At 70.5% G+C, this 24,684-nt stretch carries 20 protein-coding genes; 8 read left to right on the plus strand and 12 right to left on the minus strand.

All coding sequences use genetic code 11. The features are described from left to right. Positions 1-578 precede the first annotated feature (578 nt). The 3 genes from ACZ7M7_RS16960 to ACZ7M7_RS16970 are packed head-to-tail and all read right to left on the minus strand — an operon-like array spanning position 579 to position 4,566. Positions 579-2,486: an acyl-CoA synthetase gene (locus tag ACZ7M7_RS16960; RefSeq protein WP_472117284.1), complete on the minus strand. Its 1,908-nt coding sequence runs from the start codon at positions 2,484-2,486 to the stop codon at positions 579-581. Then, positions 2,483-3,442, minus strand: a complete 960-nt coding sequence (locus tag ACZ7M7_RS16965) for a fumarylacetoacetate hydrolase family protein (RefSeq protein WP_472117287.1) — start codon at positions 3,440-3,442, stop codon at positions 2,483-2,485. The genes ACZ7M7_RS16960 and ACZ7M7_RS16965 overlap by 4 nt, the downstream gene beginning before the upstream one ends. Continuing rightward, a complete protein-coding gene (locus tag ACZ7M7_RS16970; protein ID WP_472117290.1) occupies positions 3,439-4,566 on the minus strand; it encodes a VOC family protein in 1,128 nt (375 codons plus the stop codon). The genes ACZ7M7_RS16965 and ACZ7M7_RS16970 overlap by 4 nt, the downstream gene beginning before the upstream one ends. Before the next feature lie 137 nt (positions 4,567-4,703). Here ACZ7M7_RS16970 and ACZ7M7_RS16975 point away from each other — a divergent pair, with 137 nt between their 5' ends. Continuing rightward, complete coding sequence (locus ACZ7M7_RS16975; protein ID WP_472117293.1) at positions 4,704-5,354, plus strand: TetR/AcrR family transcriptional regulator; 651 nt, start codon at positions 4,704-4,706, stop codon at positions 5,352-5,354. Between the two features lie 125 nt (positions 5,355-5,479). Further along, positions 5,480-6,106, plus strand: a complete 627-nt coding sequence (locus ACZ7M7_RS16980) for a TetR/AcrR family transcriptional regulator (protein WP_451168502.1) — start codon at positions 5,480-5,482, stop codon at positions 6,104-6,106. Positions 6,107-6,121: 15 nt separating this feature from the next. Here ACZ7M7_RS16980 and ACZ7M7_RS16985 read toward each other — a convergent pair whose 3' ends face one another. From ACZ7M7_RS16985 to ACZ7M7_RS16995, 3 genes are read right to left on the minus strand one after another with little or no spacing between them, the layout of a single operon-like run. Then, positions 6,122-6,979: an NmrA family NAD(P)-binding protein gene (locus tag ACZ7M7_RS16985; protein WP_472117296.1), complete on the minus strand. Its 858-nt coding sequence runs from the start codon at positions 6,977-6,979 to the stop codon at positions 6,122-6,124. A 25-nt stretch (positions 6,980-7,004) separates the two neighbouring features. After that, positions 7,005-7,859, minus strand: a complete 855-nt coding sequence (locus ACZ7M7_RS16990) for a transferase (protein ID WP_472117299.1) — start codon at positions 7,857-7,859, stop codon at positions 7,005-7,007. Next, the gene (locus ACZ7M7_RS16995; RefSeq protein WP_472117302.1) at positions 7,859-9,136 is read right to left on the minus strand and encodes a glycosyltransferase family 4 protein; all 1,278 of its coding nucleotides are present in this window, start codon (positions 9,134-9,136) and stop codon (positions 7,859-7,861) included. The genes ACZ7M7_RS16990 and ACZ7M7_RS16995 overlap by 1 nt, the downstream gene beginning before the upstream one ends. Positions 9,137-9,718: 582 nt before the next feature. On the opposite strand from ACZ7M7_RS16995, the gene ACZ7M7_RS17000 reads away from it, so the two are divergent. After that, a complete protein-coding gene (locus tag ACZ7M7_RS17000; protein WP_472117305.1) occupies positions 9,719-12,196 on the plus strand; it encodes a CBM35 domain-containing protein in 2,478 nt (825 codons plus the stop codon). A gap of 22 nt (positions 12,197-12,218) precedes the next feature. Here ACZ7M7_RS17000 and ACZ7M7_RS17005 read toward each other — a convergent pair whose 3' ends face one another. Continuing rightward, positions 12,219-13,988: an ABC transporter ATP-binding protein gene (locus ACZ7M7_RS17005; RefSeq protein WP_472117308.1), complete on the minus strand. Its 1,770-nt coding sequence runs from the start codon at positions 13,986-13,988 to the stop codon at positions 12,219-12,221. A 116-nt stretch (positions 13,989-14,104) separates the two neighbouring features. Continuing rightward, the gene (locus ACZ7M7_RS17010; RefSeq protein WP_383601825.1) at positions 14,105-14,962 is read right to left on the minus strand and encodes an aldo/keto reductase; all 858 of its coding nucleotides are present in this window, start codon (positions 14,960-14,962) and stop codon (positions 14,105-14,107) included. Between the two features lie 256 nt (positions 14,963-15,218). On the opposite strand from ACZ7M7_RS17010, the gene ACZ7M7_RS17015 reads away from it, so the two are divergent. Beyond that, positions 15,219-16,106: a Gfo/Idh/MocA family protein gene (locus ACZ7M7_RS17015; RefSeq protein WP_472117311.1), complete on the plus strand. Its 888-nt coding sequence runs from the start codon at positions 15,219-15,221 to the stop codon at positions 16,104-16,106. Positions 16,107-16,193: 87 nt separating this feature from the next. On the opposite strand, the gene ACZ7M7_RS17020 is transcribed toward ACZ7M7_RS17015, so the two are convergent. Next, positions 16,194-16,955, minus strand: coding sequence for an SDR family NAD(P)-dependent oxidoreductase (locus tag ACZ7M7_RS17020; RefSeq protein WP_472117314.1), 762 nt, complete (start codon positions 16,953-16,955; stop codon positions 16,194-16,196). 148 nt (positions 16,956-17,103) lie between these two features. Here ACZ7M7_RS17020 and ACZ7M7_RS17025 point away from each other — a divergent pair, with 148 nt between their 5' ends. After that, on the plus strand, positions 17,104-18,009 hold the full coding sequence (locus ACZ7M7_RS17025) for an AraC family transcriptional regulator (RefSeq protein WP_472117317.1): 906 nt from the start codon (positions 17,104-17,106) through the stop codon (positions 18,007-18,009). Positions 18,010-18,209: 200 nt separating this feature from the next. Here the strand turns inward: ACZ7M7_RS17025 and ACZ7M7_RS17030 are convergent, their stop codons facing one another. After that, complete coding sequence (locus tag ACZ7M7_RS17030) at positions 18,210-19,115, minus strand: GNAT family N-acetyltransferase (RefSeq protein ID WP_472117320.1); 906 nt, start codon at positions 19,113-19,115, stop codon at positions 18,210-18,212. 476 nt (positions 19,116-19,591) lie between these two features. Between ACZ7M7_RS17030 and ACZ7M7_RS17035 the strand changes: the two genes are divergently transcribed. Both ACZ7M7_RS17035 and ACZ7M7_RS17040 read left to right on the plus strand, forming a co-directional pair. Further along, positions 19,592-20,800, plus strand: a complete 1,209-nt coding sequence (locus tag ACZ7M7_RS17035; protein ID WP_472117323.1) for a beta-1,3-glucanase family protein — start codon at positions 19,592-19,594, stop codon at positions 20,798-20,800. Between the two features lie 131 nt (positions 20,801-20,931). Further along, entirely contained in the window at positions 20,932-21,138 is a 207-nt protein-coding gene (locus ACZ7M7_RS17040) for a hypothetical protein (RefSeq protein ID WP_328430330.1), read from the plus strand. Between the two features lie 86 nt (positions 21,139-21,224). Here the strand turns inward: ACZ7M7_RS17040 and ACZ7M7_RS17045 are convergent, their stop codons facing one another. Continuing rightward, a complete protein-coding gene (locus ACZ7M7_RS17045) occupies positions 21,225-22,358 on the minus strand; it encodes a sulfite oxidase (RefSeq protein ID WP_472117326.1) in 1,134 nt (377 codons plus the stop codon). Between the two features lie 211 nt (positions 22,359-22,569). Between ACZ7M7_RS17045 and sthA the strand changes: the two genes are divergently transcribed. Then, on the plus strand, positions 22,570-23,973 hold the full coding sequence (sthA, locus tag ACZ7M7_RS17050; protein ID WP_472117330.1) for a Si-specific NAD(P)(+) transhydrogenase: 1,404 nt from the start codon (positions 22,570-22,572) through the stop codon (positions 23,971-23,973). Positions 23,974-23,988: 15 nt separating this feature from the next. Here sthA and ACZ7M7_RS17055 read toward each other — a convergent pair whose 3' ends face one another. Further along, on the minus strand, positions 23,989-24,492 hold the full coding sequence (locus ACZ7M7_RS17055) for a DUF5709 domain-containing protein (protein ID WP_472117333.1): 504 nt from the start codon (positions 24,490-24,492) through the stop codon (positions 23,989-23,991). Positions 24,493-24,684 lie beyond the last annotated feature (192 nt).

Here is a 24,684-nt window from a genome sequence, read left to right on the forward strand (position 1 = left end):
CCTTCCTCTGGTCTGCAAGAAGCGTGTGAGTGGTGTGCGAGGCCGGGGTGCGGCGCCCGCGCGCTCAGCGGCGGGGCGGAGTCGATGCGGACGGCAGGCACCGGGACGTTCGCCCGTCGCGTCCGCCGCGCGGGAAGCGATGCCGCGGTGTCCGATACCCGTTCATCGGCCCCGGCCGCTGTCGACCCGGCAGGGCGCACACCGTTGACGCAGGGCACGTCCATGCCCCCTTGCCGGCCCAGCACAAAAACCATTCCCCCTATGCGCCGCCGGTCGGCGGCCAATGGTCCGTCAGCCAAGCAGACCCGGACACGGGGGTTCAAGGCTCCGGGGGAGGTCTAGACGACTTCAGGTCCAGATTTGGCGAGTTCGGGCATCAGATTGCGCCAAATCTTCGGGGCGTCGCGCCTCGGCACGGCGATCGTACGGTTCAGGACAGACCTTGACCGTGAGTGGAACGCCCGTGTCGGACGATGGAGCCGCCGACCGGCCGTCCCCGCCGGCACCCTCGTCAAGGTCGACTCGTCAAGGTCGAATGAGGGCACTCCGGAAACGGCCGGTGCGCGCGAGGAAGTGCCTCAGCCCTCTCCCCGCTGCCGTCCGGCGATGCGGCAGGGCACCGCGAAGTGGGCGACCCGGCGCTCGACTTCGGCCCTGGTGGCGGCGGGCGCCGAGGCGCGCAGCGTGACGGTGACCGTCACCGATCCGGAGTCGGCGTCGGAGCTGACGCCCGCCACGTCGTCGATACCGGTGAGGGCGTCGGTCAGTACGCGGCGGGCGGCGTCGGCTCGCAGGGGAAGCTTGTACGGCTTGCCGACCGCGGTGACGGGGAGCGCGTCGAGGACGTGGACGGCCTTGGGCGCGGCGGCTGCCTCACCGACGCGCTCGGCGGCCCAGGCACGGAGGTCGTCCTCGGTCACCGTGGGGTCGGCCAGCGTCACGTACGCCACGGGCACCTCCCCCGCCCGCCGGTCCGGCTGTCCGACGGCCTGGGCCCCGGTGACCGCGGGGTGCGTGAGCAGGGCGTCCTCGACGATCCGCGGGTCGATGTTGTGTCCGCCCCGGATGATCAGGTCCTTCGCGCGCCCGGTGAGGTGGAGGAAGCCGTCCTCGTCGAGGTAGCCGAGATCGCCCGTGTCCAACCAGCCGTCAACCAGCCTGCCCTGACCGCTGATCAGGTAGCCGTCCCCGTCGCGGCCCTGGACGTACCCGGGGAAGACCGTGGGGCCGCTGATGAGGATGGCGCCCACCGCACCGCTCGGCCGCTTCTCGGCCGTGGCCGGGTCGACGATCCGGATGCCCTGGTACGGCAGCCGCCTGCCGACCGAACCGGGCCGGCGGACCTCCAGGAAACCGCGGACGCTGGCGCAGGTCGCCTCGGTCAGGCCGTATCCCTCCAGCAGCGGAATTCCGGTCGCCGTCTCGAAGTCGGTGCGCACGCCGTCGGGCAGCGCGGAGGCGCCGACCATCGCGCACCGCATCGAGCCGATGTCGGCCCCGTCGACCGGACACGTGGCGAGGACCGCGTACACCGTGGGGACGGCGCTCATGGCGGCGATCCGGTAGTGCTCGACGATGCGCCAGAACTCCGCGTACAGCGTGAGGTCGCGGTAGCCCAGCGGTCCGGCCCACACGACCTGCTGGCCGCGCAGCAGCGGGGCGAGCAGGGTGACGACGAGTGCGTTGACGTGGAACAGCGGCAGGGCGGCGAAGACGACCGAGTCCTCGTCCAGCACGGAGTTGGCCGCGATCATCCACGCGTCGCTGACCTCGTTGGTGTGCGTGTGCGCGGCGAGTTTGGGCGCCCCGGTCGTGCCGCCGGTGTGGAAGAAGGCGGCGAGGTCGGTGGCGGTGGGCGGCTCGCCGACGAACCGGTCGCGCGGGCGGTCGGCCGCGACGTCGGCGAGGCGGGCCACGGTGGCGTTCTGCGCGGTGGGCGGTGCGGCGGGCTCCTGCCGCTCGCCGGTGGGGCGCAGGACGAGCACGTGGTCCACCAGTCCCTGGCGGGCGAGTTCGGCGCTGGTGGCGAATGCCTCGGGGTCCAGCTCCGGCGAGGCGGTGATGATCACCCGGGCGCCGGCCCGGCGGACCAGTTCGGCCACGTGGTCGCGGGCGAGCGCCGGGTTGACGGGGGTGGCGATGCCGGCGAGTTGGGCGGCCAGGAGCGCGGTGACGAGCTCGTCGCAGTTCGGGGAGAGCAGCGCGACGGTGTCGTGGCGGCGGACGCCGAGGCGGTGCAGGGCGTTGGCCGCCTGGTGCACGTCGGCGAGGAGGTCCGCGTAGCTGCGGTTCCTGGGCGTGCGCCAGGACGCCGCGTCGGGCAGGACCGTGAGCGCGGTCCGCTCGGGCCACTGCTCGGCCGCTCGCCGCAGCACGTCGTACGAGGTGCCGGGCAGCCCGCGTGCGGCGAGCGGCGTCGCCTCGATGACGGCCAGGTCGTCGGGGTGGTCGTAGCGCGGCCACGCCATGGGGGTCTCGGTGGTCACGCGTACCTCACCTTGTTCTGCTGGGTGCCGAGGCTGACGGCGCCGTCGGGGGTTCCGATGGACAGCTCGAGTACGTCGCCGTCGTGGAGGTATTTCGGGTTCTTCGCCTGGGAGTTGAAGAACGCCTTCCACTTCATCGCCGGCGGCAGGAGAGCGCCGATGATCTCCACCGGCTTGGGCGGCGCCTTGAGGGCGGTGCCGCCCGGGGTGCCGGTGAGGACGAGGTCGCCCGGTGCGAGGGCCTGGAAGCGGGAGAGCTCCTGCAGGGCCTGCAGGGGGCTGTAGATCATGTCGGTGAGGTCGCTGTTCTGGCGGATCTCGCCGTTGACCTTGAGGACGAGCCTCAGCTCGGACAGACGGTCGAGTTCCGCGGCGTCGAGCAGGACCAGGGCGGGGCCGACCGGGGTGAAGGTCGGGTAGGACTTGGCCTCGTAGAACTGGGTCTTGGGCAGCTGTACGTCGCGTGCGGAGACGTCGTTGGTGATGACGAGGCCGGCGATGTGGTCCTTCCAGTTGGCGTCGCTCACGGTGGCGCCGACCTCGAGTGGACGTCCGATGACCAGGCCGAGCTCGATCTCGTAGTCGAGGAACCGGACGTGGGCCGGCTTCACGATCTCGTCGAACGGCCCGCTGATCGACCCGGAGGTCTTGCGGAAGAAGGTCAGCGGGACGGTCTCGGGGTTCATGCCCGAGTCGCGTACGTGGGAGACGTAGTTGGTCATCTGCGCGACCACCCGGCACGGCGCGCTGACCGGGGAGACGAGCGGGAGTTCGGCGATGCGGCGCGGCTGCGCCGACCCGTTGCCCGAGCGGGCCTCGGCCAGGGCCATGTGGACGGTGACCACGTCGTCGAGGAGTTCGGCGGTCGTCGTCGCGGAGGTCTCGACCGGGACGGCACGGTGCTCGTCGAGCGCGACCCACCAGGCGTCGGAGGTACGGAGGACGGAGAGGGTCATGAGGAAGCAACTTTCAGCAGGCCGCGCAGGCGTTCGAGGTCGAACTCGTTGTCGTCGTTCCGGAGGGCGGTGATGATCGAGCGGAGCTCGGCGAGGGATTCGCGGCCGGGGGCCATGCCCATGAAGTCCTTGGTGGCCGGCGGCCCCCACTGCGCGAGGCCGGAGGCCGTCATGGGCGCCCAGCCGGGCTCCAGGGTGTTGTCGAACATGTCGCTGTCGGTGAAGTGCTCGACGAGGAGGCCGTCGGGGTCGCGCCAGTAGTCGAAGATCTGGCTGCCCTGGATGTGCCGGCCGATGCCCCACGAGCGCCGGTAGCCCGCGCCGAGCAGGTGCTCGCCGCCGGCGGCCAGCGCGTCGAGGTCGGTCACCTCGTAGGCCGAGTGCACATACCGGTTGGAGGGGCCCAGCGTCAGGGCCAGGGTGTGGTGGTCGGTCAGGGTCCGGCCGCGGTCGCAGCGGATGAAGCTCATGGTCGGGCCCCTCTCGCGCTGGCCCTCGTAGTAGAGGAAGTCACTGACGATCAGGCCGAGGTGCTCCAGGTACCAGTTCAGCGTGCGCAGGTAGGTGGTCGTCTGGAGGACGACGTGCCCGAGGCGCCGTACGCCGGCCGGTTCGCGCGGCGGCCGCTGGGTGGTGTTGGTCCGGTCGAGGCCGCCGCCGAAGTTGAACGACTGCGACCGCTGCCCGGGCACCGCGGGCAGCTCGTCCGCGTCGGTGACGACGCGGACCCGCAGGCCGCTCGGGTCGAGCAGGTCCACGACCGACCCGCCCAGGGGCTCGGGCAGCGGGTGCACCCGGGTGCCGGCGGCGTCGGCCAGCCGCAGCAGGTCGCGGGTGTCGGCCGCGCGGAAGGCAGGGCCGAGGAACCGTGACTTCCGGCCTCTGCGGACGATCACGCAGGGGGCTCCTGCCCGGGTGCCCCGCAGGTGCAGCTCGCCGCCGTCGCGGTACGACGTGACGAAGCCGAACGCCCGGGCGAAGGCCTCTGCACGGTCCAGGTCGGGCTTGCAGAACTCCAGCCACGCGATGTCGTGGACCTTGATCACCGGGTTCGCCGCCCGGCCCGGATGCTCTCCGGGGAGCGCGCCCTGCTCGGAGTGCAGGTCGTTGTGCGTGCCACCCACGGTCACCACTCCTGAAGAAATATTCACTTCCGAACTTGCCGTCAGTCAATAGAACTGAAGAAATCTTCAGGAAACAAGTGCGGGGCGGCTAGAGTGCGAGGTGAAGCGAGTGACGGGGTGGCATGGAGGATGGTGTGATGGCCGAGCGGACCGCATCCGGGCGCGTCGACCGACGCAGGGCACGGACGCGCACGGCACTGGTGGGCGCGGCGCAGCGACTGCTGGCCGAAGGGCGGACGGACGTTCCGATCCTGGAGATCACCGAGCTCGCCGACATCGGGGTCGGCTCCTTCTACAACCACTTCGACAGCAAGGAAGAGCTCTTCCGCGTCGCGGTCGAGGAGGCCCTGGAGTGGTGGGGATCGCTCATGGACCGCCTCACCGCGGACATCGAGGACCCCGCGGTCGCCTTCGCCCAGAGCTTTCGGCTGACCGGCCGGCTGCACCGCCGCCACCCGGAGCTGAGCCGCGTCCTGCTGAGCCAGGGGCTCGAACTGGCCCACTCCCGGCGCGGTCTGGCGCCCCGCGCGTTCCACGACATCCGGGTCGCGGTGGACGCGGGGCGGTTCGAGGTGGAGGACCTGGACCTCGCCCTGACGATGACGGCGGCCGCGGTACTGGCGCTGGGCTCCTTGCTGCACGCCCAGCCGGACCGCGACGACGCCCGGTCCGCGGACCTGGTCGCCCGAGGCCTGCTGCGGCAGTTCGGGATCCCCGACGCCGAGGCCGCGCGGATCTGCTCACTCGACCTGCCGGACCTCGATGTGGTGGACACCCTGGTCGGCTGACCCGGCACCACTCCTGCTTCACCGGCACCAGCCCTGCTGTAGGGGATGCTCCAATTAGAGTGGACGCTTCAGGACATGATCGTTCACAGGGGTCCGTCGGCCCTGTACGACCGGAGGGGCACCCCATGACCAGGCCGGAGACGGCGCGCAAGAAGCGCGCCAACGGGGTGGAGTCACGTCAGCGCATCCTCGACGCCGCCGTGGAGATCGCCGGTGAGCGCGGCTACGACGGCACGTCCATCGCGGCCGTCAGCGCCAAGTGCGGGCTGCCGGCCAGTTCCATCTACTGGCACTTCAAGGACAAGGACGACCTGATCGCGGCGGTCATCGAGCGCAGCTTCGAGGCCTGGCTCACGGCCGTCGAACTGCCGGGCGAGGAGAGCGGTACGCCCCTGGAGCGAGTGACCGCCATGGCCGCCAACGTGGCCAAGTCACTCGTCGACGCACCGGACTTCCTCCGCCTCGGCCTGATGCTCGCCCTGGAGCGACGCCCCACCGAACCCCGGGGCCGCACGGCGTTCCTCCAGGTCCGGGATATCACCCACCGGAAGATCGCCGAGGTCGCCGCCACCCTGTTCCCCGACCTGGACGAGCACGCCGTGGACACGCTCACCACGTACGCCATCGCCGGCGCCGACGGCCTGTTCGTGCACCGCGAGGTCAAGGGCGAGACCGTCGACCTCGTGGCGTTGTTCGAGCTGCACGCACAGGTCGTCCACGACGCGGCGACCCGGATGTCGGCGGGGCGATAGCAACCTGCGCGAGGCCTACGACACGGCCCCGCCGGAGCCGGCCGTGAACGCGCGGGCGTGTTCCGCCGCCCACTGTCCGAAGGTGCGGGCCGGTCGGCCGGTGACCTTCTCGACCGTGTCGGCGACCGTGCGGCCCACCTCCGGGGTGTTGCCGTACGCCTCCAGCAGGAAGCCGATCACGTCCTCCGGGTGACCCGCCGCCCGCCACTGGGCGACGGCCTGCTCCTCCGTCAGCTCGACGAGAGCGATCTCCCGGCCGCGGGCGGCGGCGACGGCGGCCACCTTGTCGGTGACGGTGAGCAGTTCGGGCCCGGTGATCACGTACTCCTGGCCCCCGTGCCCCTCCTCGGTGAGCGCGACGGCGGCCACGGCGCCGATGTCGCCCTCGTGGACCATGGCGCTGAGCCGGGAGACGAACGGCTCGCGGACCTCGTCCGAAGCCACGATCCCGTCCGCCCACTCAAGGGCGTTGGCCATGAATTCGACCGGCATGAGGACGGTCCAGTCCACCCCGTCGTCCGCCCGTACGGCGTCCTCCAGCAGGGACGGCCCGCCGCCGTGCAGCACGGTGACCCGGCGCACGCCGGCCGCGCACGCGAGCTCCAGGATGCGCGGACCGGTCTCCAGCGGGGCGAAGTAGGCCCCGCCGAAGGTGATCAGATGGAGGCCGGTGACGCCGTCCAGGGCCGGGACCAGGCTGTCGGGCTCGGTCAGGTCGCCCTGGACGACCTCGACGCCGGCCGGGAAGTCCGACCTCGCCGGATCCCGGGTGAGCGCCCGGACCAGGTGGCCGCGGGCGAGCAGCTCGGCGACGACCTGACGGCCGACGGTTCCGGTGGCACCGGTGACAAGGATCTTCTGCGTCTCAGTCATGGAACGACCGTACGGAGGCTTGCGGTCAGGTTCTGTCCGCAAGTACGGAGAGGTCGTTGTCGACCGTGTAGTAGGGGCGCACCACCGAACCACCGACGTCGGTCGCGGGAAGGACGAAGATCTCTTTGCGGTCCGCCACGTCGTCCAGCAGGCGACCGATCCGGACGCTCGCCGTCCCCTCGGCGGGTCCGGCCTGGACGAACAGGTCCCAGACACGATTCCAGGTGCCGCCGTCGGCGACCAACTCGCCGAACGCCACGGTGAACCGGAACCCGTTGCCGTCGTCCTCGACCTGCGGCACAAGGTTCAGCACGGTGCCGCCACCACCCCGCAACCGGAGTCGCACAGAGGCTCCCTCGGCGAGCGAGACGCCGTGCAGCCTGGCCCTGACGGTCATCGACCGGTCCCTCATGTCGATGCCCTCGACCTCCGCGTGAGCGGCCCGCAGCCACGCCCGCACCGCGAGGTAGCCGTCCTTGGTGGCGTACGGAATCCGCACGGCGACCGGCGCCTGCCGGTCACTGCGGTGGCCGTCGACCAGGGTCCGCAGGTCACGCAGCCCGGGGCGCAGGCGCTGCCGTGGTGCACCGGGCTCGGGGAGCAGGTAGACGTCCCAACGGCCCTCGGCGAGCGCGGGCTGCGGATGCAGTACGGCACGAAGTCGCCCGTCCTCCGCAGGTTCCAGGTCGAGGGCATGGAGGGTCTTCTCGGGCTGTCCCTTCTTGGGGCGAAGCCTCAGAAGCAGGTGGGCGGTGGCCGACGATGACTGGAGGGCGGCGGTCGACGACGGCTGGAGGGCGAAGGTGATCCGGCCGTCGGCGTCGACCGTGCAGTCGGCGCGCAGGTTCGTGCCACTCGCCGTCCCGAGTTCCATGATCATCACTGCCCCTTCCGTACCGTACGCAGCGCGCGTGAGGCCACGGCATACGCGGAGTCACGCGCGGCGAAGCCCTGACTGACCAGGGCCCGCTCTATTCGGCGCCCTATCGGGCCGCCTTCCGGTGCCGGGGCCGCTCGCCCGGTCCCGCGCGCCGCCATGGCCTCGTCGATCAGGCGCTCGGCCTGCTCGAGGACGGGGACCGGGGCGAACCGGCCCGCGTTCCGGACGGCGGTACGGCCCATCCGCCGGCGCCCTTCGTCGTCGCGGACGAGGTCGAGCAGTGCGGCGGCCAGCGCGTCGGGGTCGCCGACCGGGACCAGCCGGCCGTCGACGCCGTCCTTGATGATCTCGCCGGGCCCGTAGGGGCAGTCGGTACTCACCACGGGCAGGCCGCAGCGCATGGCCTCGACGATGGTCATGCCGAACGGTTCGAAGTTGGACGCGCTCGCGGCGATCGAGCCCTTGACCCACTCCGCTTCCATGGGGGCTGCCGCCCCCATCAGAAAGGCCTTGTCGTACAGGCCGAGACTCTCGATGAGCTGCCGGAGCCGCGCGTGTTCCTCCCCTTTGCCGTAGATGCGCAGGCGCCAGTCCGGGTGTGCGGCGGCGACCTGGGCGAACGCCTCGATGAGCAGGTCGTAGCGCTTCACCGGGACCAGCCGGCCGGCCGCGACCACCACCTTCGCGGTGCCGTCCGCAGCGGGCAGCACGGGATCGGGGACGCTGTTGGGCAGTGCCTCGACCCGGACGCCGGGCAGCCGCATCTTGCGCCGGTAGGCGGCGGCGTCCGCCTCCGTGACCGTGGTCAGCACGTCGAGCCGGCGGTAGGCGCGGCGCAGTGTGGTGCGCAGCCGGGGCGGGTGGTTGTCGAGGGTGAGGTGCTCCTGCCCGATGCGGATCACGTGCTCCGGTGCCTGGCGGGCGAGGTGCACGTTGAGTCCCGGGCGGGTGCCGATGACGACCTCGGCGTCGGTCGCCGCCAGGCTCTCGCCGATCCGCCGGTCGGTCAGCTCGCTGTACTGCCGGTAGCGGTACTCGGCGACCGGGAACACCTTCGCGGGTCTGAGATGCAGGGGGTGTTCCTTCTCGTGCCGCAGGTCCACCAGTGGCTTTAAGGACACTCTCGGGTCCAGGGCGAAGTTGGGGCGTTCCCGGTGCCGCAGCACCGAGACGATCTCCACCTCGTGACGGTCGGCCAGGGCGTGGGCCAGGTTGAAGGTGGTGGCGATCGTGCCTCCGATCCCGTAGGCGTTGTGCAGCAGGAATGAGATCTTCATGGCGGACTAGACCGCGGCAAACCCCCTTTAGTTGCCTGTTGTTATATCTCCGTTGCCTTGCAGATCATCGCGGTGCCGCCGGCCACACGCCGAGACGGACCAGCACGACGGCGGGCGTGCGCGGCAGCGACACCCGCGGCGCGTCCCCGCTCCGGACGACCGAGCCGGCCGCCGCGGACGACGCGTGCAGGATCTCCACGCGAGCGTCTCGGCCCGCCAAGTGGCCCGCAGGCAGGCGCAGTTCCGGGTTGCCGCCGCGACGCCACACCCGGCCGAGCAGGCCCCCCGAGCATGAAGGCGATCGGATCGTCGTCGAGGCGGGCTGCGGGTACGCCCGTACGGCGCCTGGTGCCCACGCCCCAGTCACCGACGAGGCGATTCCACCGTCTTGTCGAGGTGCGCGCGGGCCGCCGCATGGCGCAGGTCGAGCTGGTGGCACAGTGCGCTGGAGGAGGCTGCGCAGATCGCCCGCATCCCGTGTCCGCCACCGCCTGCCACAGTCTGAACACCCCACGCGGGCACAGCTGTTCTGGTACCTACAAGAGAACGACCGTGCCATCAGCCGCACTTGGAGCAGCCACCATGGCAGCCACTCTCCCCACCACGGGCCCCGCGACCGCTGCCGATGCCGACCCGCAGCGCCTCATCGTCGACCTGTCCGCCTCCGAGGGGCCGGTGATGCTCGGCGCCAACGGCGCGCTGTACGGGCTCAGCGACGACGGTGTGCCCAGCGACGCCGCACTGGAGCCCCTGAAGGTCACCAGCGTCTCGCAGAAGCCGGAGGGCGGTGCGCAGCATCCGAACGGCGACGCGCTCACCGTCTCCAGGTCGTTCTTCCGCAACGGCGGCGGTGAGGTCCTGGTGATGATGCAGGACATCTATGCCCGGTGGCCGTACGAGGATCTCGGCATCGACGACTATCTCCTCAAGGTCGACGAGATCGTCAAAGGGGTGGCGGCGGATCCGAACCGCGACCGGTTCGTCCATATCCCGTTCAACGAGCCCGACCAGATCTGGTACCAGCTCGGCGTCTCCGACCAGGTCCGGTACGAGGCCGGCCGAGACCGGTTCTTCAAGGACTGGAAGACCGTGCACCAGCGCATCCGCGCCATCGACCCGGACGCGCGGATCGCGGGCCCGAACGAAGCCGCCTACGACAGCCGCCTGATGCGGGACTTCCTCGCCTTCGCCAAGCGGGAGGACGTCCTGCCGCAGGTGCTGACCTGGCACGAGCTGGACTCCGGCTCGCTGCGCGACTTCCAGGCGCACCACGACGACTACCGCGCGCTGGAGCGGGAGTTGGGCATCCCACCCTTGAAGATCAACATCGATGAGTACGCCAACCGCCGCGATCTGTCCGTGCCCGGCCAACTCGTGCAGTGGGTCTCCATGTTCGAGCGGAACAAGGTGTACGCGAACCTGGCCTACTGGGACGCGGCCGGCAACCTCGGCGGGCATGTCGTACGCTCCAACATCCCCAACGGCGGCTGGTGGTTCTTCCGCTGGTACGCCGGGCTGACCGGCGAGACGGTGAAGGTGACCCCGCCTCGACCCGACACCATCGACACCTTGCAGGGCCTGGCTTCCCTGGACACCTCACGGCGCCAGGCACAGGTGCTGCTCGGCGGCGCGGCTGGTGACTCCGACGTCGTACTGGAGAACGTGCCCCGTTCCGTCTTCGGCCGCACGGTCACCTCGACTGTCGCCGAAGCCGCCTGGTCCGGCTACGAGGGGCGGCATGCGACCCCGCGGGTCCACGCCCGTACGAAGGTGAAGGTGGCGGACGACGGCTCGGTGACCGTCCCACTGCGCGGCATGCAGAAGATGTCCGCGTACCGGATCGTCCTGACGCCCGGCGGTTCGGGCACCCCCTCCCCCGCCGCCGTCCCCTGGTCGGCGTCGTACGAGGCCGAGGCCGCGGCCGTCACCGACGGCGAGGTCCGCACCCAGGGCACGGTCGACCACGCCAACGGCTATGCGGCCTCCGGCACCAAGGACGTCGGTTCGCTCAACTCGGCCGGCAGCAAGGTCGACTTCACGGTGACGGTCCCGGCGGACGGGACGTACGACCTGGCGATCCTGTACGGCAACCAGTCCGGCGGCCCCGCCACCCAGAAGCTGTCGGTCGACGGCGCCGAGACCTGGACGGTCACCTATCCGTCCACCGAGAACTGGACCTACCGCGCCAAGAAGGACCTCACCCTCCGGCTCGAGGCCGGGACACACACGCTGACCCTGGCCAAGGGCGACGCCGAGGTCACCCTCGACCGTATCGACCTCACCGCCCGCGGTGGCGTGCCCTCCGCGTCGTACGAAGCCACGCTCGCGGACATCAGCGGGCATCCGGCGTACGACTACTCCTCCTCGGCGGGGGTGGGCACGGGCGACCTCGTGCTGCGCGCCGGCGACAAGGCGGTATTCGACGTGTACGCCAGGCGCGACGGCTACTTCACGGTGGTGCCGCAGGCGACGGCGCCGGTGGAACTCGCCCTGCACGGTGAGACGGCGACGGCGGCGCCGGGCCGGCCGCTGCGGTTGTACCTCGTCGCGGGCAACAACCGCGTCACCGTGACCTCACAGCACGCCGCAGTCCGCTCCCTGGAGGTCTCGGGCTCCGGATCGAGCTCCGGCACACTGTCGTACGATGCCGCGTCCGCCGTCCTCAAGGGCGGGGCCGAGCTCGTCGACTCCGTCCACGCCTCCGGCGGCTCGTACATCGGCCGACTCGGCAACAGCCCCGAGAGCACCGCCGAGTTCACCGTGCGGGCGGCGAGCGCGGGCCGCTATCTGCTGGTCGTGCACTACGCGCACAACGACCGGCGGGACAACGGCCACGCCTACAACACGGACATCATGTCCCGCACGGCAGACGTCGCCGTGGGGAACGCCGAACCGGTGAAGGTCACCTTCAAGAACACCTGGAGCTCGGACGACTACTGGACGGTGGGCATCCCCGTCGTACTGAGGAAGGGTTCGAACCAGGTGACGTTAGGCAATGCCGCGGCGTGGGCGCCGGACATCGACCGGATCGAACTCGGCCGGGTGGTGGACGGCCGGTAGTCCGGCCCTCCGAGCGGGTGCGTCAGGCGACCTGCCCGCTGTGCAGGGCGGCATACGCCCCGTTCCGGCGCAGGAGTTCCTCGTGGGTGCCGATCTCCTGGATCCGGCCGTCCTCCATGACCACGATCCGGTCGGCGCCGCGCACCGTGGACAGCCGGTGTGCCACCACGAAGGTGGTGCGGCCGTGCAGCAGACGGGCGAGGGCCTGCTGCACGAGCGCCTCCGAGTGGGTGTCCAGGGCCGAGGTCGCCTCGTCGAGCACCAGCACCCTCGGATCCCGGATCAGGGCCCGCGCGATGGCCAAACGCTGGCGCTGTCCGCCGGACAGCCGTGCCCCGCGCTCGCCGACCACGGTGTCGAGGCCCTGCGGCATCCGGTCGACGAACTCCAGCGCGTTGGCGTCGCGCAGCGCCGCACGCACCGACTCCTCGTCGGCGTCGTCCATGCCGTAGGCGACGTTCTCGCGGATGGTGCCGTCGAAGAGGATCGACTCCTGCGGCACGACCGAGAGGAAGCGGCGGTACGTGCGCAGGTCGAGGGTGTTCATGTCCGTGCCGTCGAGCAGGAGTTGGCCGGATGTCGGGCGGATGAAGCCGATGACGAGGTTCAGCACGGTGGACTTGCCCGCACCGGACGCGCCGACGAGGGCGATGGTCTCCCCCGGCGCGACGGTCAGGCTGAAGTCCCCTACGGCGGGCCGGCCACTGTCCTCGTACGCGTACCCGACCTTGTCGAAGGTCACGGCGCCGTGCAGTGAGGCGAGTTCGGCCTTGCCCTCGTTGTCCTCCAGTTCGGGCGCCTGGAGCACCTCTCCGACGGAGCGGACGGACTCCAGGCCCTTGGTGATGACCGGGGCCAGTCCCGCCAGCGTGGTCGTGGAATTGGTGAGGGTGGTCAGGAACGCGCTCAGCATGACGACGTCGCCGGCGGTGACGCCCCAGACGTCGTAGTACGAGATCAGCGCCGCGCCGGCGAGCACGAGCACGCCGACCACGTTCAGCACGACCCAGGCGAGCGAGCCGAAGCGGCCGTTGACGAGGTCGAGGCGCATGCCGGAGGTCAGCAGCCGGTGCAGGGTGCCGTCCATGCGGCGCAGCGCCTTGCCCTCCAGGCCGTGGGCGCGGGTGACCGGGATGAGGCGGGTCATCTCCGTCACCCGGGACGACAGGGTTTCGACCTCGTGGCGGAAGTGCTCGTTATGGGTGCGCAGCCGCGCCCTGAGGCGGGCGACGACCAGTGCGGCGGCGGGCACGACGACGAGGAAGACGGGCACGAACTCCGGTGTCCGTACGGCGATGATGACGAGGCCGCCGATCAGCACGGTGCCCGCGCCGAGCCCCGTCTCAGCCGTCTGCTGCACCATCTGCTCGACGGTCTCCACGTCGCGCACGACCTTGGCCTGCAGCACTCCGGCGCTGACGCGCGAGTGGTAGCCGATGGAGAGCTGCTGCATGCGCGTGCACAGCGAGGAACGCAGGCTGGTGCCCATCCGGCGCACGCTGCCGTACAACAGACGGACGTACAGCACGTGCAGGGGGTAGTTGACCAGCAGGATGAACATGATCACGCCGGTGCTCAGCCAGAGCCTGCTGATCGGCTGGTGCTGGACGACGGTGTCGATGATGGACGCGGTGATCAGCGGCAGCAGCCAGACCGGGCTGTGCTTGACGGTGAAGACGCCGACCGCCGCCGCGAGGCGGTGGCGGTCGGCGCGGAACAGATAGGCGAGGGTGTGTACCGGGTGTTCGCCGCGGTAGCGGTGGTCGAGCGGTCTCTCGTGCGACGACGCCATCGGCGTTGTCCTTCCCAGGGTTCCGGATGACTTTCAGACACCTGCAGTACAGCAAGCGCTTTCCCATCCGTCCCGAGAGAGTACACACGCGTCGGGGAACGGATTCCCTGAATGGTTCAGACCGCGTCCAGCTCCGCGATCTCCTGTGCGGTGAGCGTGAGTTCGGTCGCGGCGAGCGAGTCCAGGATCGTTTCCGGTCGGCTCGATCCGGGGATCGGGACGACGACCGGCGACTTGGCGAGCATCCAGGCCAGGCAGACGCGCTGCGGGCTCACCCCGTGGGCCTCGGCCACCCGCGCGAACGGGGCGTAGGCGGAGCCCAGTTCACGGGCGCGGGAGATGCCACCGAGCGGGCTCCACGGCAGGAACGCGACACCCAGTTCGTCGCACAGGCGCAGCTCCGGCTCGCTGGAACGGAACGCCGGGGAGAACTGGTTCTGCACGGAGACCAGCCGACCGCCGAGGATGTCGTTCGCCTGCTTGATCTGCTCGGGGTTCGCGTTGGATACCCCGGCAAAGCGGATCTTGCCCTCGTCGAGCAGGTCGCGTACGGCACCGACCGACTCGGCGTACGGCACCCTAGGGTCGGGGCGGTGGAACTGGTAGAGCCCGATGGCTTCCACGCCGAGCCGGCGCAGCGATGCCTCACAGGCCTCCTTGAGGTACCGCGGGCTGCCGTCCAGCGTCCAGCTGCCGTCGCCGGGGCGCAGATGGCCGCCCTTGGTGGCGACCAGGACGTCCGTGCCCCGGTCGTGAGAGGCGAGAGCCTTGGCGATCAGGGTCTCGTTGTGACCGACCTCGTGGGCGTCCCGGTGGTAGGCGTCCGCGGTGTCGATCAGGGTCACGCCCGCGTCGAGCGCGGCGTGGATCGTGGCGAGGGATCGTGCCTCGTCCGGGCGCCCCTCGATGGACATGGGCATGGCGCCCAGGCCTATCGCGCTGACCTCGGCATCCCCGATGCGGCGGGTGTGCATGGGCTCGTGACCTCTTTCGGCTGTCGCGCGGAAACGATGTCGCCCGGCGAGCGCACGATGGATCGCACGCGGTACCGGACCGACTCCAGGGTGGCTTTCGGGTCGCTCAAGGTCCAATAGAAGAAAGCGAATGCATTCAGTGCTGCCACCGCTGAATCCTCGCCGCCGGTATCGCCCACGTAAGTGCTTGCGCCGCCTCCGGGTTGATGTGACACGCTCACCTCGATCTATCGACGGCATTGTGAGAGGCGGCGGCATGCGCATCGGACTGCTCGGCACCGGCCCGTGGGCCCAGATGGCCCATGCTCCCGCCCTGGACCGGCACGCCGAACTGGACTTCGTGGGGGTGTGGGGCCGCCGTACGGCTCCCACCAAGGAGCTGGCCGACAGCTACGGCGTCCGCGCCTACGACGAGGTCGACGCGCTGCTCGCCGACGTGGATGCCGTGGCCGTCGCCCTGCCGCCGGCCATTCAGGCCGACTTGGCGGCGCGGGCCGCGCGGGCGTGCTGCCATCTGCTGCTGGACAAGCCGCTCGCGCCGACGGTGGAGCAGGCACGGGCGGTCGTCGAGGCGGTCGAGGAGGCCGGCGTGGCCTCCGTCGTCTTCTTCACCACCCGTTTCCAGCCGGAGACCGAGGCGTGGATCACCGAACAGGCGGCTGTGGAAGGCTGGTTCACGGGTCGGGCGGAGTGGCTCGGCGCGGTGTTCAACGGTGACGGCAACCCGTTCGCGGCCTCGCCCTGGCGGCAGGACAAGGGCGCGCTGTGGGACGTGGGCCCGCACGCCCTGTCCGTGCTGCTGCCGGTCCTGGGCGACGCGAGGCAGGTGACGGCGGCCGCACACGGGCCCGGCGACACCGTCCACCTGGTCCTCGACCACGCAGGCGGCGCGTCCAGCACCCTGGCCCTGAGCCTCACGGCACCGGCCGCCGCGGCGGGAGCCACCGTGGAGCTGCGGGGCACAGCCGGAGTGACACTGCTGCCGGAGAGCACCGAGAGCGCGGTGTCCGCCCTGCTCCGGGCCGCGGACGCCCTGCTGGCGGCCTCCCGAACCGGCCGCCCGCACCCATGTGACGCGGCGTTCGGCCTACGGGTCACCGAGATCCTGGCGACGGCCGAGGCGTTGTTGAACGCCGACGTCTGACGGGTGGCGGCGGGTGAACCCGGCCCTGGAGTCGGGTGGACCGGCATTGGAGGCGAGTGGGCCGGCACTGGAGGCGGGCGACCCGACCTAGAGGTTGTAGCCGCCCGACACCTCAAGGTTCTGGGCGGTGACCCAGCGGCTCTCGTCGGAGACGAGCGTGGCGATCATCGCGCCGATGTCGTCGGGTTCGCCGACGCGGCCGAACGCGGTCTTCGCGGCGAGGGCCGGGACGACCTCGGGGAACCGGGTGAAGGCGTCGTCGCCGAGGCGGGTGCGGGTCGCCCCGGGCGAGACCGAGTTGACCCGGATGCCACGGCCGCTGAACTCCTTGGCCATGTAACGGGTCAGCACGTCCAGGCCGCCCTTCATGCTCGCGTACACCGAGTAGCCGGGCTCCAGGCCGGTGGTCGTGGACGCCGAGTTGCTGCTCGTGTTGACGATGGCGCCGCCGTCCGTGATCAGCGGCAGCAGCTTCTGCGTGAGGAAGTACGGACCCTTGAGCAGGACCCGCATCAGCCTGTCGAACGTCTCCTCGGTCGTGTCCTCGATCAGCGAGGTCTGCGCGAAGCCGGCGTTGTTCACCAGGTGGTCGAAGGAGTCGCGCTGCCAGGTGTCCCGCAGCACTCCGGCCACGGTGTCGCGGAACGCGTCGAAGGTGCCGGTCTCGCCGACGTCCAGCGGCAGCGCGACGGCCGTTCCGCCTTCCTTCTCGATGAGGGCGACGGTCTCCTGCGCACCTTGCGCGTTCTTGCCGTAGGTCAGGATGCCTCCGACTCCGCGCTTGGCGATCTCGATCGCGGCGCTCTGTCCGATGCCGGAGCTGGCGCCGGTGACGATGGCGACCTTCATGGTGGTCCTCCCGGGTGCGGTCGTATGGAGCTCGATGACTCCATTCAACCGGTCTGACCTGCGGAAACGTTAGAACGATGCTCGCTCGCGCTTGCACGATCCTCGCGTCCTCGGGAGCTGTGGCACGTGAGAGTGCTGCAATGGAGGCATGCAGCTGGAAGAACTCCGCACCCTGCTGGACCGGCACGTCCGGCCCGACTGGACGACCGCCGTCGACGGCGTCCTGATCTCCAAGGTCGACCGGCCGGATCCGCCGGCGCCCTCCATGTCGGGCACGGTGCTGGCGGTCATCGCCCAGGGCGCCAAACGCCTCGCGCTGGGCGACCGGGTCTTCGAGTACGGTCCCGGGCAGTACCTGGTCGCATCCGTCGACCTACCTGTCACGGGACAGTTCACCCAGGCCGGCCCCGAGCAGCCGGCGCTGGGGTTCGGGCTCGTCCTGGAACCGTCCGCCGTCGCCGAGTTGCTGCTGCGGGCCGGGCCCGCCGACAATTCGCGCACGACCGGAGGTGCGCCGTCGGGGATCGCCGTCAGCGACGCCTCGCCCGCCCTGCTGGATGCGGTGATCAGGCTCCTGCGACTGCTCGACGAACCCCGCGACCGGGCGGTACTCGCCCCGCTGGTCAAACGGGAGATCCTGTGGCGCGTCATCACCGGTGAGCAGGGCGCGACGGTTCGCCAGCTCGGCCTCGCCGACAGCAGTCTCAGCCATGTCTCGCGGGCCGTGCGCTGGATCCGCGAGCACTACGCGCAGCCCTTCCGGGTCGAGGACGTGGCGCGGATGTCCGGCATGAGCGTCTCCGCCTTCTACCGCAACTTCCAGGCGGTGACGGCGATGAGTCCCATCCAGTTCCAGAAGCAGATCCGGCTCCAGGAGGCCCGGCTGCTGCTCGCCACCCACCCGGGCGACGTCACCGGAGTGGGTCACCGCGTCGGCTACGACAACCCGTCCCAGTTCAGTCGCGAGTACCGCCGCCAGTTCGGCGCCCCGCCCAGCCAGGACGCCGCCCGCCTGCGCGACGCGGTGCGCACACCGGCGGGCGCCCTGCCCTGAGCCTTCTGCCGAGCATCCGGCGGACCGGGTTCCTGCTCGCGGCGAGACCATCACCCAGTACGGGTACGGGGGCGAGCGCCCCGAGAGCCCCTGGTCCCTGACATCTGTCAGGGACCAGGGGCTTGGACCGGGGGCAATGCTTGGCCACTTGGAAGCGGCCGGGCCGACAACAGCCGCCCGGTATCCCCTACGACTCGGGGCTACTGCTCACTACGGCCACCCGCCACGTGGAAGTTGATGCGCTCCTTGACCACGGGGAATCCGGCCTTGGCGAAGTTCCGGGCCATGGGGAAGTTGCCCAGGTCCGTTGCTCCGGTGACGAACTCCGCGCCCTGCTCGACCAGGAAGTGGGTGCACTCCGCGAGGAGGTCGTAGGCGTAGCCGTGGCCGCGCTGTTCCGGGACGACCCCGATGAAGCCGATCGTCGGGCCGGAGGGGTTGTGTGCCGGGATGTGGATGCCGGCCAGGTCGCCCTCCGGGGTGTGCGCGACCTGCCACCACTCCCGTGGGGACGGGCACCAGTGGAAGAAGTCCAGCTCTTCCTGTGCGGCTCGGTCAAGGCCGCCCTCCTCGATGTCCCGCAGCGCGTGGGCGTCGAGGGTGACGGAGTGGATGCGCCGCAGTGCGTCGAAGAAGACGGCGTCATCGGACTCGGCGCTGAAGCGGAGCCGTCCGGGCCGTTCGGGCAGCCCGAGGTCCGGGGTCCAGCGGTACAGGAAGCGTTCCACCAGGAGTTCGTAGCCGGCCGCACGCGCGGCACCGAAGCGGGCCTCGGCTGCGGCCTTCAGGTCGGGCTTCTCCCGCCAGCCGCCGGGCAGGTTGATCTCGAGTTCGACGTGCCAGGGAGCGGAGCGCAGCAGTTCGGCGCCGGCCTCCTCCTCGCCCTCGGCGACATCGAACCAGTTGATGTTGATGGGCTCCGAGTCGTCGGGGCCGCCCCACCAGGCGCCGCGAGCGACGACCGTGCCGTCGCGCAGGGCAACTCGCTTCCACTCGGGGCGAAAACGGGTCCGCAGGTGGCCCTCACGGGCGCCCAGCGGGTCGGGGTGTGCGTCGAACAGATGCGCGTCGCTCGTCGAGAGCGCGCGGATGACCAGATCGGTCACGGATTCCTCCGGGATACAGGCTGCTTGGAGCGCTCCCGGTCAGATCAGACGAAACACGCCGGGGCAACGGAAAGGGAGCGCTGGAAAGGTGTGGACCGCACGGCACTCGCCTCCTTCCGTCCGTCTCAAGGCGTGGAACCACACCGTACGTGATCTTCGCCTGGTCCGTCCATGGGTTTTTCGAGTGGGTGTGCGGGATCGTCAAGAGCGCTCTCACGGCTCCTTCGGATGCCCGCGGAGCTTAAGCGGGACTTAGGAGAGAGTTAAGCGGTCGTGGTCATTCCGTGGCTTTTCAAGTTCCCGCAGTTCAGGGGCGTTTGCTCACGATGCAGACCCGTTGGCCGTCGCGGCGAGCGTGCGTAGCATCGGGGCCCATCGGTGGCGTCGAGGCGCGTTCCGAGAGCGCTCTCACAGCTACGTGCCCCCTCGCCACCGCGGCCCAAGTACCCGCACAAGTACTCCGGGAGACCCCCCACATGACACCCCGTCACCAGCGCACTCTCGGTCGACGCAGGCTTCTCTTCGCCCTCGGCGGCACGGCGGTGGCCGTCCCCGCCATCGCCGCCGTGGCTCCGTACGCCCTCGCGGATACGCCCTCGGGCGGTGCCGCGTCGGCCGCGGCGGACTCGATGCCGCTGACGATCGTCAACGACAGCGGCTCCTTCGACAACGCGAACGTCCACGTCTACATCGTCGGCAACCAGGACGGCAGGCAGGTGCGCGTCACGCCCGACGGTACCCTCGCGCCGATCGCCCTGGCGGACAACGGCCCCGACGGCTTCACCGACTACGCCATCAGCCTGTCCGGCGGCGGCGAGACCCGGCTGTCCCTCCCCCACATGTCCGGCCGGATCTATGTGTCGCTCGGCGCGAAGCTCAAGTTCAAGGCCGTCGCGGACGGCAACGGCAATGCCGCGCTGCAGTATCCCGCGGGCTGGGTGACGTCGGACCCGAACTACCCGGTGCTGCACGACTGCGCCGAGTTCACCTTCAACGCCGCCGGGATGTTCTGCAACACCACGATGGTCGACATGTTCAGCGTGCCGCTGAGCCTCCGGCTGACCGGGGCCAAGGACCAGACGACGGGCAAGCTGAGCGCCGGTGGACGCGCGGCCGCGTTCGCCGCCGTGCGCCAGGTCGAGGAGTTCGCGCGGCTCGTCGTGGACGACACGCGCATCGTCGCCCCGGGCCACGGTCTGGACGCCGGCCTGTTCGCCAAGGACTACTTCGCCCCGTCCATCGACGAGGTCTGGAGCACGTACACCGGGCGGGACCTCACCGTCACCACCAACGCGGGTGCGTTCACGGGGCGGGTTCGCGGTGAGCGGTTCACCTTCGACGGGCCCGCTCAGGTGTCCTTCGCCAAGCCGTCGACGCGGGACGTGCTGTTCTGCGACGGCAATCTCGCCGCCCCCAACGACGGCACGACCGGTCCCGTCGCCGCCGTCCTCGGTGCCGGCTTCAACCGCTCGACGCTGATCGGCCACCCCGCCCAGCCGACGACCGACGCCGCCACCTTCTACCGGGCCGACGTGACCAACCACTACGCCAAGGCGATGCACGCGGCCCACGAGGACGGCAAGGCGTACGGCTTCGCCTTCGACGACGTCGCGGACTTCGCCTCGTACATCCAGGACACGGCACCGACGGGGATCAGGCTGACACTCACGCCGTTCGAGGGCTGACGGGGGCCCGGGCGCGGGGGGCTCCCCCGGCGGCTCCGGATGCAGGGTTTGCTCGGGCGTTGAATGGTGTTAACAGACCCGATGACCGCACCGGGCCCGAAGAAGTCACCCGGATCCGAGGAGCAGAGATGATGCCGACGTCCCAGCCCGAAGCGTCCGGGCCGTCCGGGGAGCGCGTCACCCCGGACGACCTGCTCCACGCCCGCACCGGCACCGATGTGTCGCCCGAGGACATAGTCCTTGCCTCAGGCAAGGACCTCACCCCGCGCAATCTGGAATGGGCCAAGCGCAAGCTGGCTGCCGAGGGGCCCTCCGCCCTCGACAAGCTGCTGCCCTAGCCTGACCGGTCAGGTTCGCACGGGCCGCCTCCGGGTGTGCGACGGCACCCGGGGCGGCCGCGTGCGGCCGGCCCATGCCCGCAGCCTCACTGACCGGCCTCGCCGTCGTCCAGGCACAGCACCGGCACCCGCTGCACGACGTTGTTGGCGAAGCCTCCGCGATTCCAGGGCTGGTCCAATGGCTGGGTGTGACCGTCGGCGTCGGTGGCCCGGGCACTCAGCACGTGCTCGCCGGGGAGCGCCGCCCAGCTGTGCCGCCACCGGCGCCACGCCCACCGATGCCCGTCACCCGGGTCCAGCCCGGCCTCCTGCCAGGTCCGCCCCGCGTCCGTGCTGACCTCTACGCGCGTCACCGGGGCGCGCCCGGACCAGGCCCGCCCCTCCAGGGTCACCGTCCCGGGCCGGACCACGCGTGCCCTCGACATGAAGTCGGGGAAGCCCGGCGGGACGAGCAGGGCGCGGGGGGCGATACGGGTGACCGGCTCGCCCTGGTCCTCGGGGTGCCGGCGGAGCCGGTAGGCCACGGCCTGCTGGAATCCCGTGAACGGCTCGTCGACGACGGTGACCTCGTGCAACCACTTCACATGCGCCATGCCGTACCAGCCGGGCACGACCAGCCGGAGCGGGCGGCCGTGCTGCGGGGGCAAGGGGGCGCCGTTCATCGCGTGCGCCACCAGCACCTCGGGATCGTCGCCCATGGCCACGTCAAGGGGCAGCGCGCGCTGGTAGTCCTGCTCGACGCCGCGCTCGACACCGTGGTCGGCGCCGGTGAAGACGACCTCGACCGCGCCGGGCTCGATTCCTGCCTCGGCGAGCAGCAGCCGCAGTGGCACGCCGGTCCACTCGGCGGTGCCGACCGCCTCGACGAGCCAGGGCTGGCTCACCGGCCGGGGTGTCAGCAGGGCCCGGCCGTTGCCGGCGCATTCCAGCGTGACCCGTGTGGTGACCTGCGGGAACGTACGAAGGTCGGCCTGGTTCAGTCGCAGGGGGCGGCGGACCCGGCCGCCGAGGGTCAGGTTCCAGGAGGTGTCGTCGGGGACGTACGGGATGTCGTAGTGGGTCAGTACGTAGTGCAGCCCGGGCGGGGTGATGTCGTGGCGCAGGGCTTCGAGCGGCAGGCCGTGGTTTCTGGCCGCGAGCGCCAGTTCGTCCCGGCCGATGCCCTCCTCGGGGGCGGCCAGCCTGGCCGGTGCGCTCGCGTCGGCGAGTCGATGCCCCATGTCTGCATTATCGACCTATGGCGAGCATTTCCGCTTCGGGTCCGGCATGCTCTCCCGGCGGTGGGCGGGGGCCTTGCGGCATCGGCAGGGTGTCGGCGCAACTTCCCTGTCTCCCACGGCACTTCATGTCGTCGTCCCCCGGCACTTCACGTCGTCAAAGGTTTCCGGCTCACCCTTTCGAAGGGGTCTCGCGGCTGCCAGACTCCTGAAGGTGCCCGACTTCGACATGCTCGTCATCGGATCCGGCCCGGGTGGCCAGAAGGCCGCGATAGCCGCGGCCAAGCTCGGCCGCCGGGTCGCCGTCGTCGACCGCCCCGACATGGTCGGCGGCGTCTCCATCCACACCGGGACCATCCCCTCCAAGACCCTGCGCGAGGCGGTGCTGTATCTGACCGGCCTCACCCAGCGCGATCTGTACGGCCAGAGCTACCGGCTGAAGGAGGACATCACCGTCTCCGACCTGACGGCCCGCACCCAGCACGTGGTCGGCCGCGAGGTGGACGTCATCCGCAGCCAGCTGTCCCGCAACCACGTCGCCCTGTACGCCGGAACGGGGCGCTTCGTCGATCCCCACACCGTCGCCCTGCGCGAGGTCACCGGCCAGGAACGGCTGCTGACCGCCGAGCACATCGTCATCGCCACCGGCACCCGGCCCGCGCGGCCCGCCAGTGTGGAGTTCGACGGGCGGACGATCCTGGACTCGGACAACGTCCTGGCGCTGGAGCGGGTGCCGCGCTCCATGGTGATCGTGGGTGCCGGAGTGATCGGCATGGAGTACGCCTCGATGTTCGCCGCACTGGGCAGCAAGATCACCGTGGTGGAGAAGCGTGCCGGGATGCTCGACATGTGCGACGTCGAGGTGATCGAGTCGCTCAAGTACCACTTGCGGGACCTCGCGGTGACGTTCCGCTTCGGTGAGACGGTCGCCGCCGTCGAGCGGCATTCCCGTGGCACGCTGACCATCCTGGAGAGCGGCAAGAAGATCCCCGCCGACGCGGTGATGTACTCGGCGGGCCGGCAGGGCCTCACCGACGAACTCGACCTGGACAAGGCCGGGCTGACCGCGGACCCGCGCGGCCGGATCACGGTCGACGAGCACTACCGCACCGAGGTGGCGCACATCTACGCCGTCGGCGACGTCATCGGCTTCCCCGCGCTGGCCGCGACGTCGATGGAGCAGGGGCGGGCGGCCGCGTACCACGCCTGCGGGGAACCCGTCGGGCGGATGCACAACCTCCAGCCGATCGGTATATACACCATCCCGGAGATCAGCTTCGTGGGGAGGACCGAGGACCAGCTCACCGAGGACCGGGTGCCGTTCGAGGTCGGCATCTCGCGCTATCGCGAACTGGCCCGCGGGCAGATCATCGGCGACTCGCACGGCATGCTGAAGCTGCTGGTCTCCCCCGAGGACCGCACGCTGCTCGGTGTGCACTGCTTCGGTACGGGGGCGACGGAGGTCATCCATATCGGGCAGTCCGTGATGGGGTGCGGCGGAACCGTCGACTATCTGGTCGACGCGGTCTTCAACTACCCGACGCTGGCGGAGTCGTACAAGGTCGCCGCCCTCGACGCCACGAACAGGCTGCGGCAGATCGACCACATCGGGGACTGAGCCTCCCGGACCTGCTCAGGTGTCCACGCCGCCCTCGGGAAGGTCGGCGTCGTCCTCGACCACATGCATCGCGGCTTCCTCCGCGCCTGCCGCTCCGCCGTCGATGCCCTGGTCGAAGGCGACCTGCTCCTTGGTGGTGTCGGCGTGGGCACCCTCGTCCGGTGCGACCAGGCGGCCCGCACGCTCGGTGCCCGCCTCCGGGTCGACGGGTTCGCCGTCGCCGCCCGGCAGGTCACCGACGCCGTCGCCGACGGGCTCGGTCACGTCGGGGACCTCCTGGGTGAGCCGCTCGTCGAGGGTCTCACCGGCGTGCTGTTCGGCGGCCGTGGTGCCGAACTTGGTGACGCCCAGCGGCTTCTCGGGCGGGGAGTAGCCCTCGTCGAGGGTGTCGTCGTAGGTCCGCTCGCCCAAGGCGTCCTGGAGGTCCGGCGGAGCCGCGTCCTGCTGTTCCTCGTTGCCTCCGGTGGGCTGGTACGCGTCGTCGGCCATCGATTCTGCGGGCGTGTGTTCGGTGCCCATGGCTGCCTCCTCACTCGCGCGCGGCGGCGGGTTGTGCCGGTGCATGTCCTGAACCGCGTTTCCCGTTGTGCGCTCTCCAACCCCGGAAGATCTCATGGCCCTTGAAGCATCAAGGAGTGTGGCTATCATCACTCGCACACACGGCGTGACTGCACGACGACGCAACGGCGTACAGTGTCCGCCACCCCCGTT

This window comes from Streptomyces sp. NPDC111606 (genome assembly GCF_055656945.1).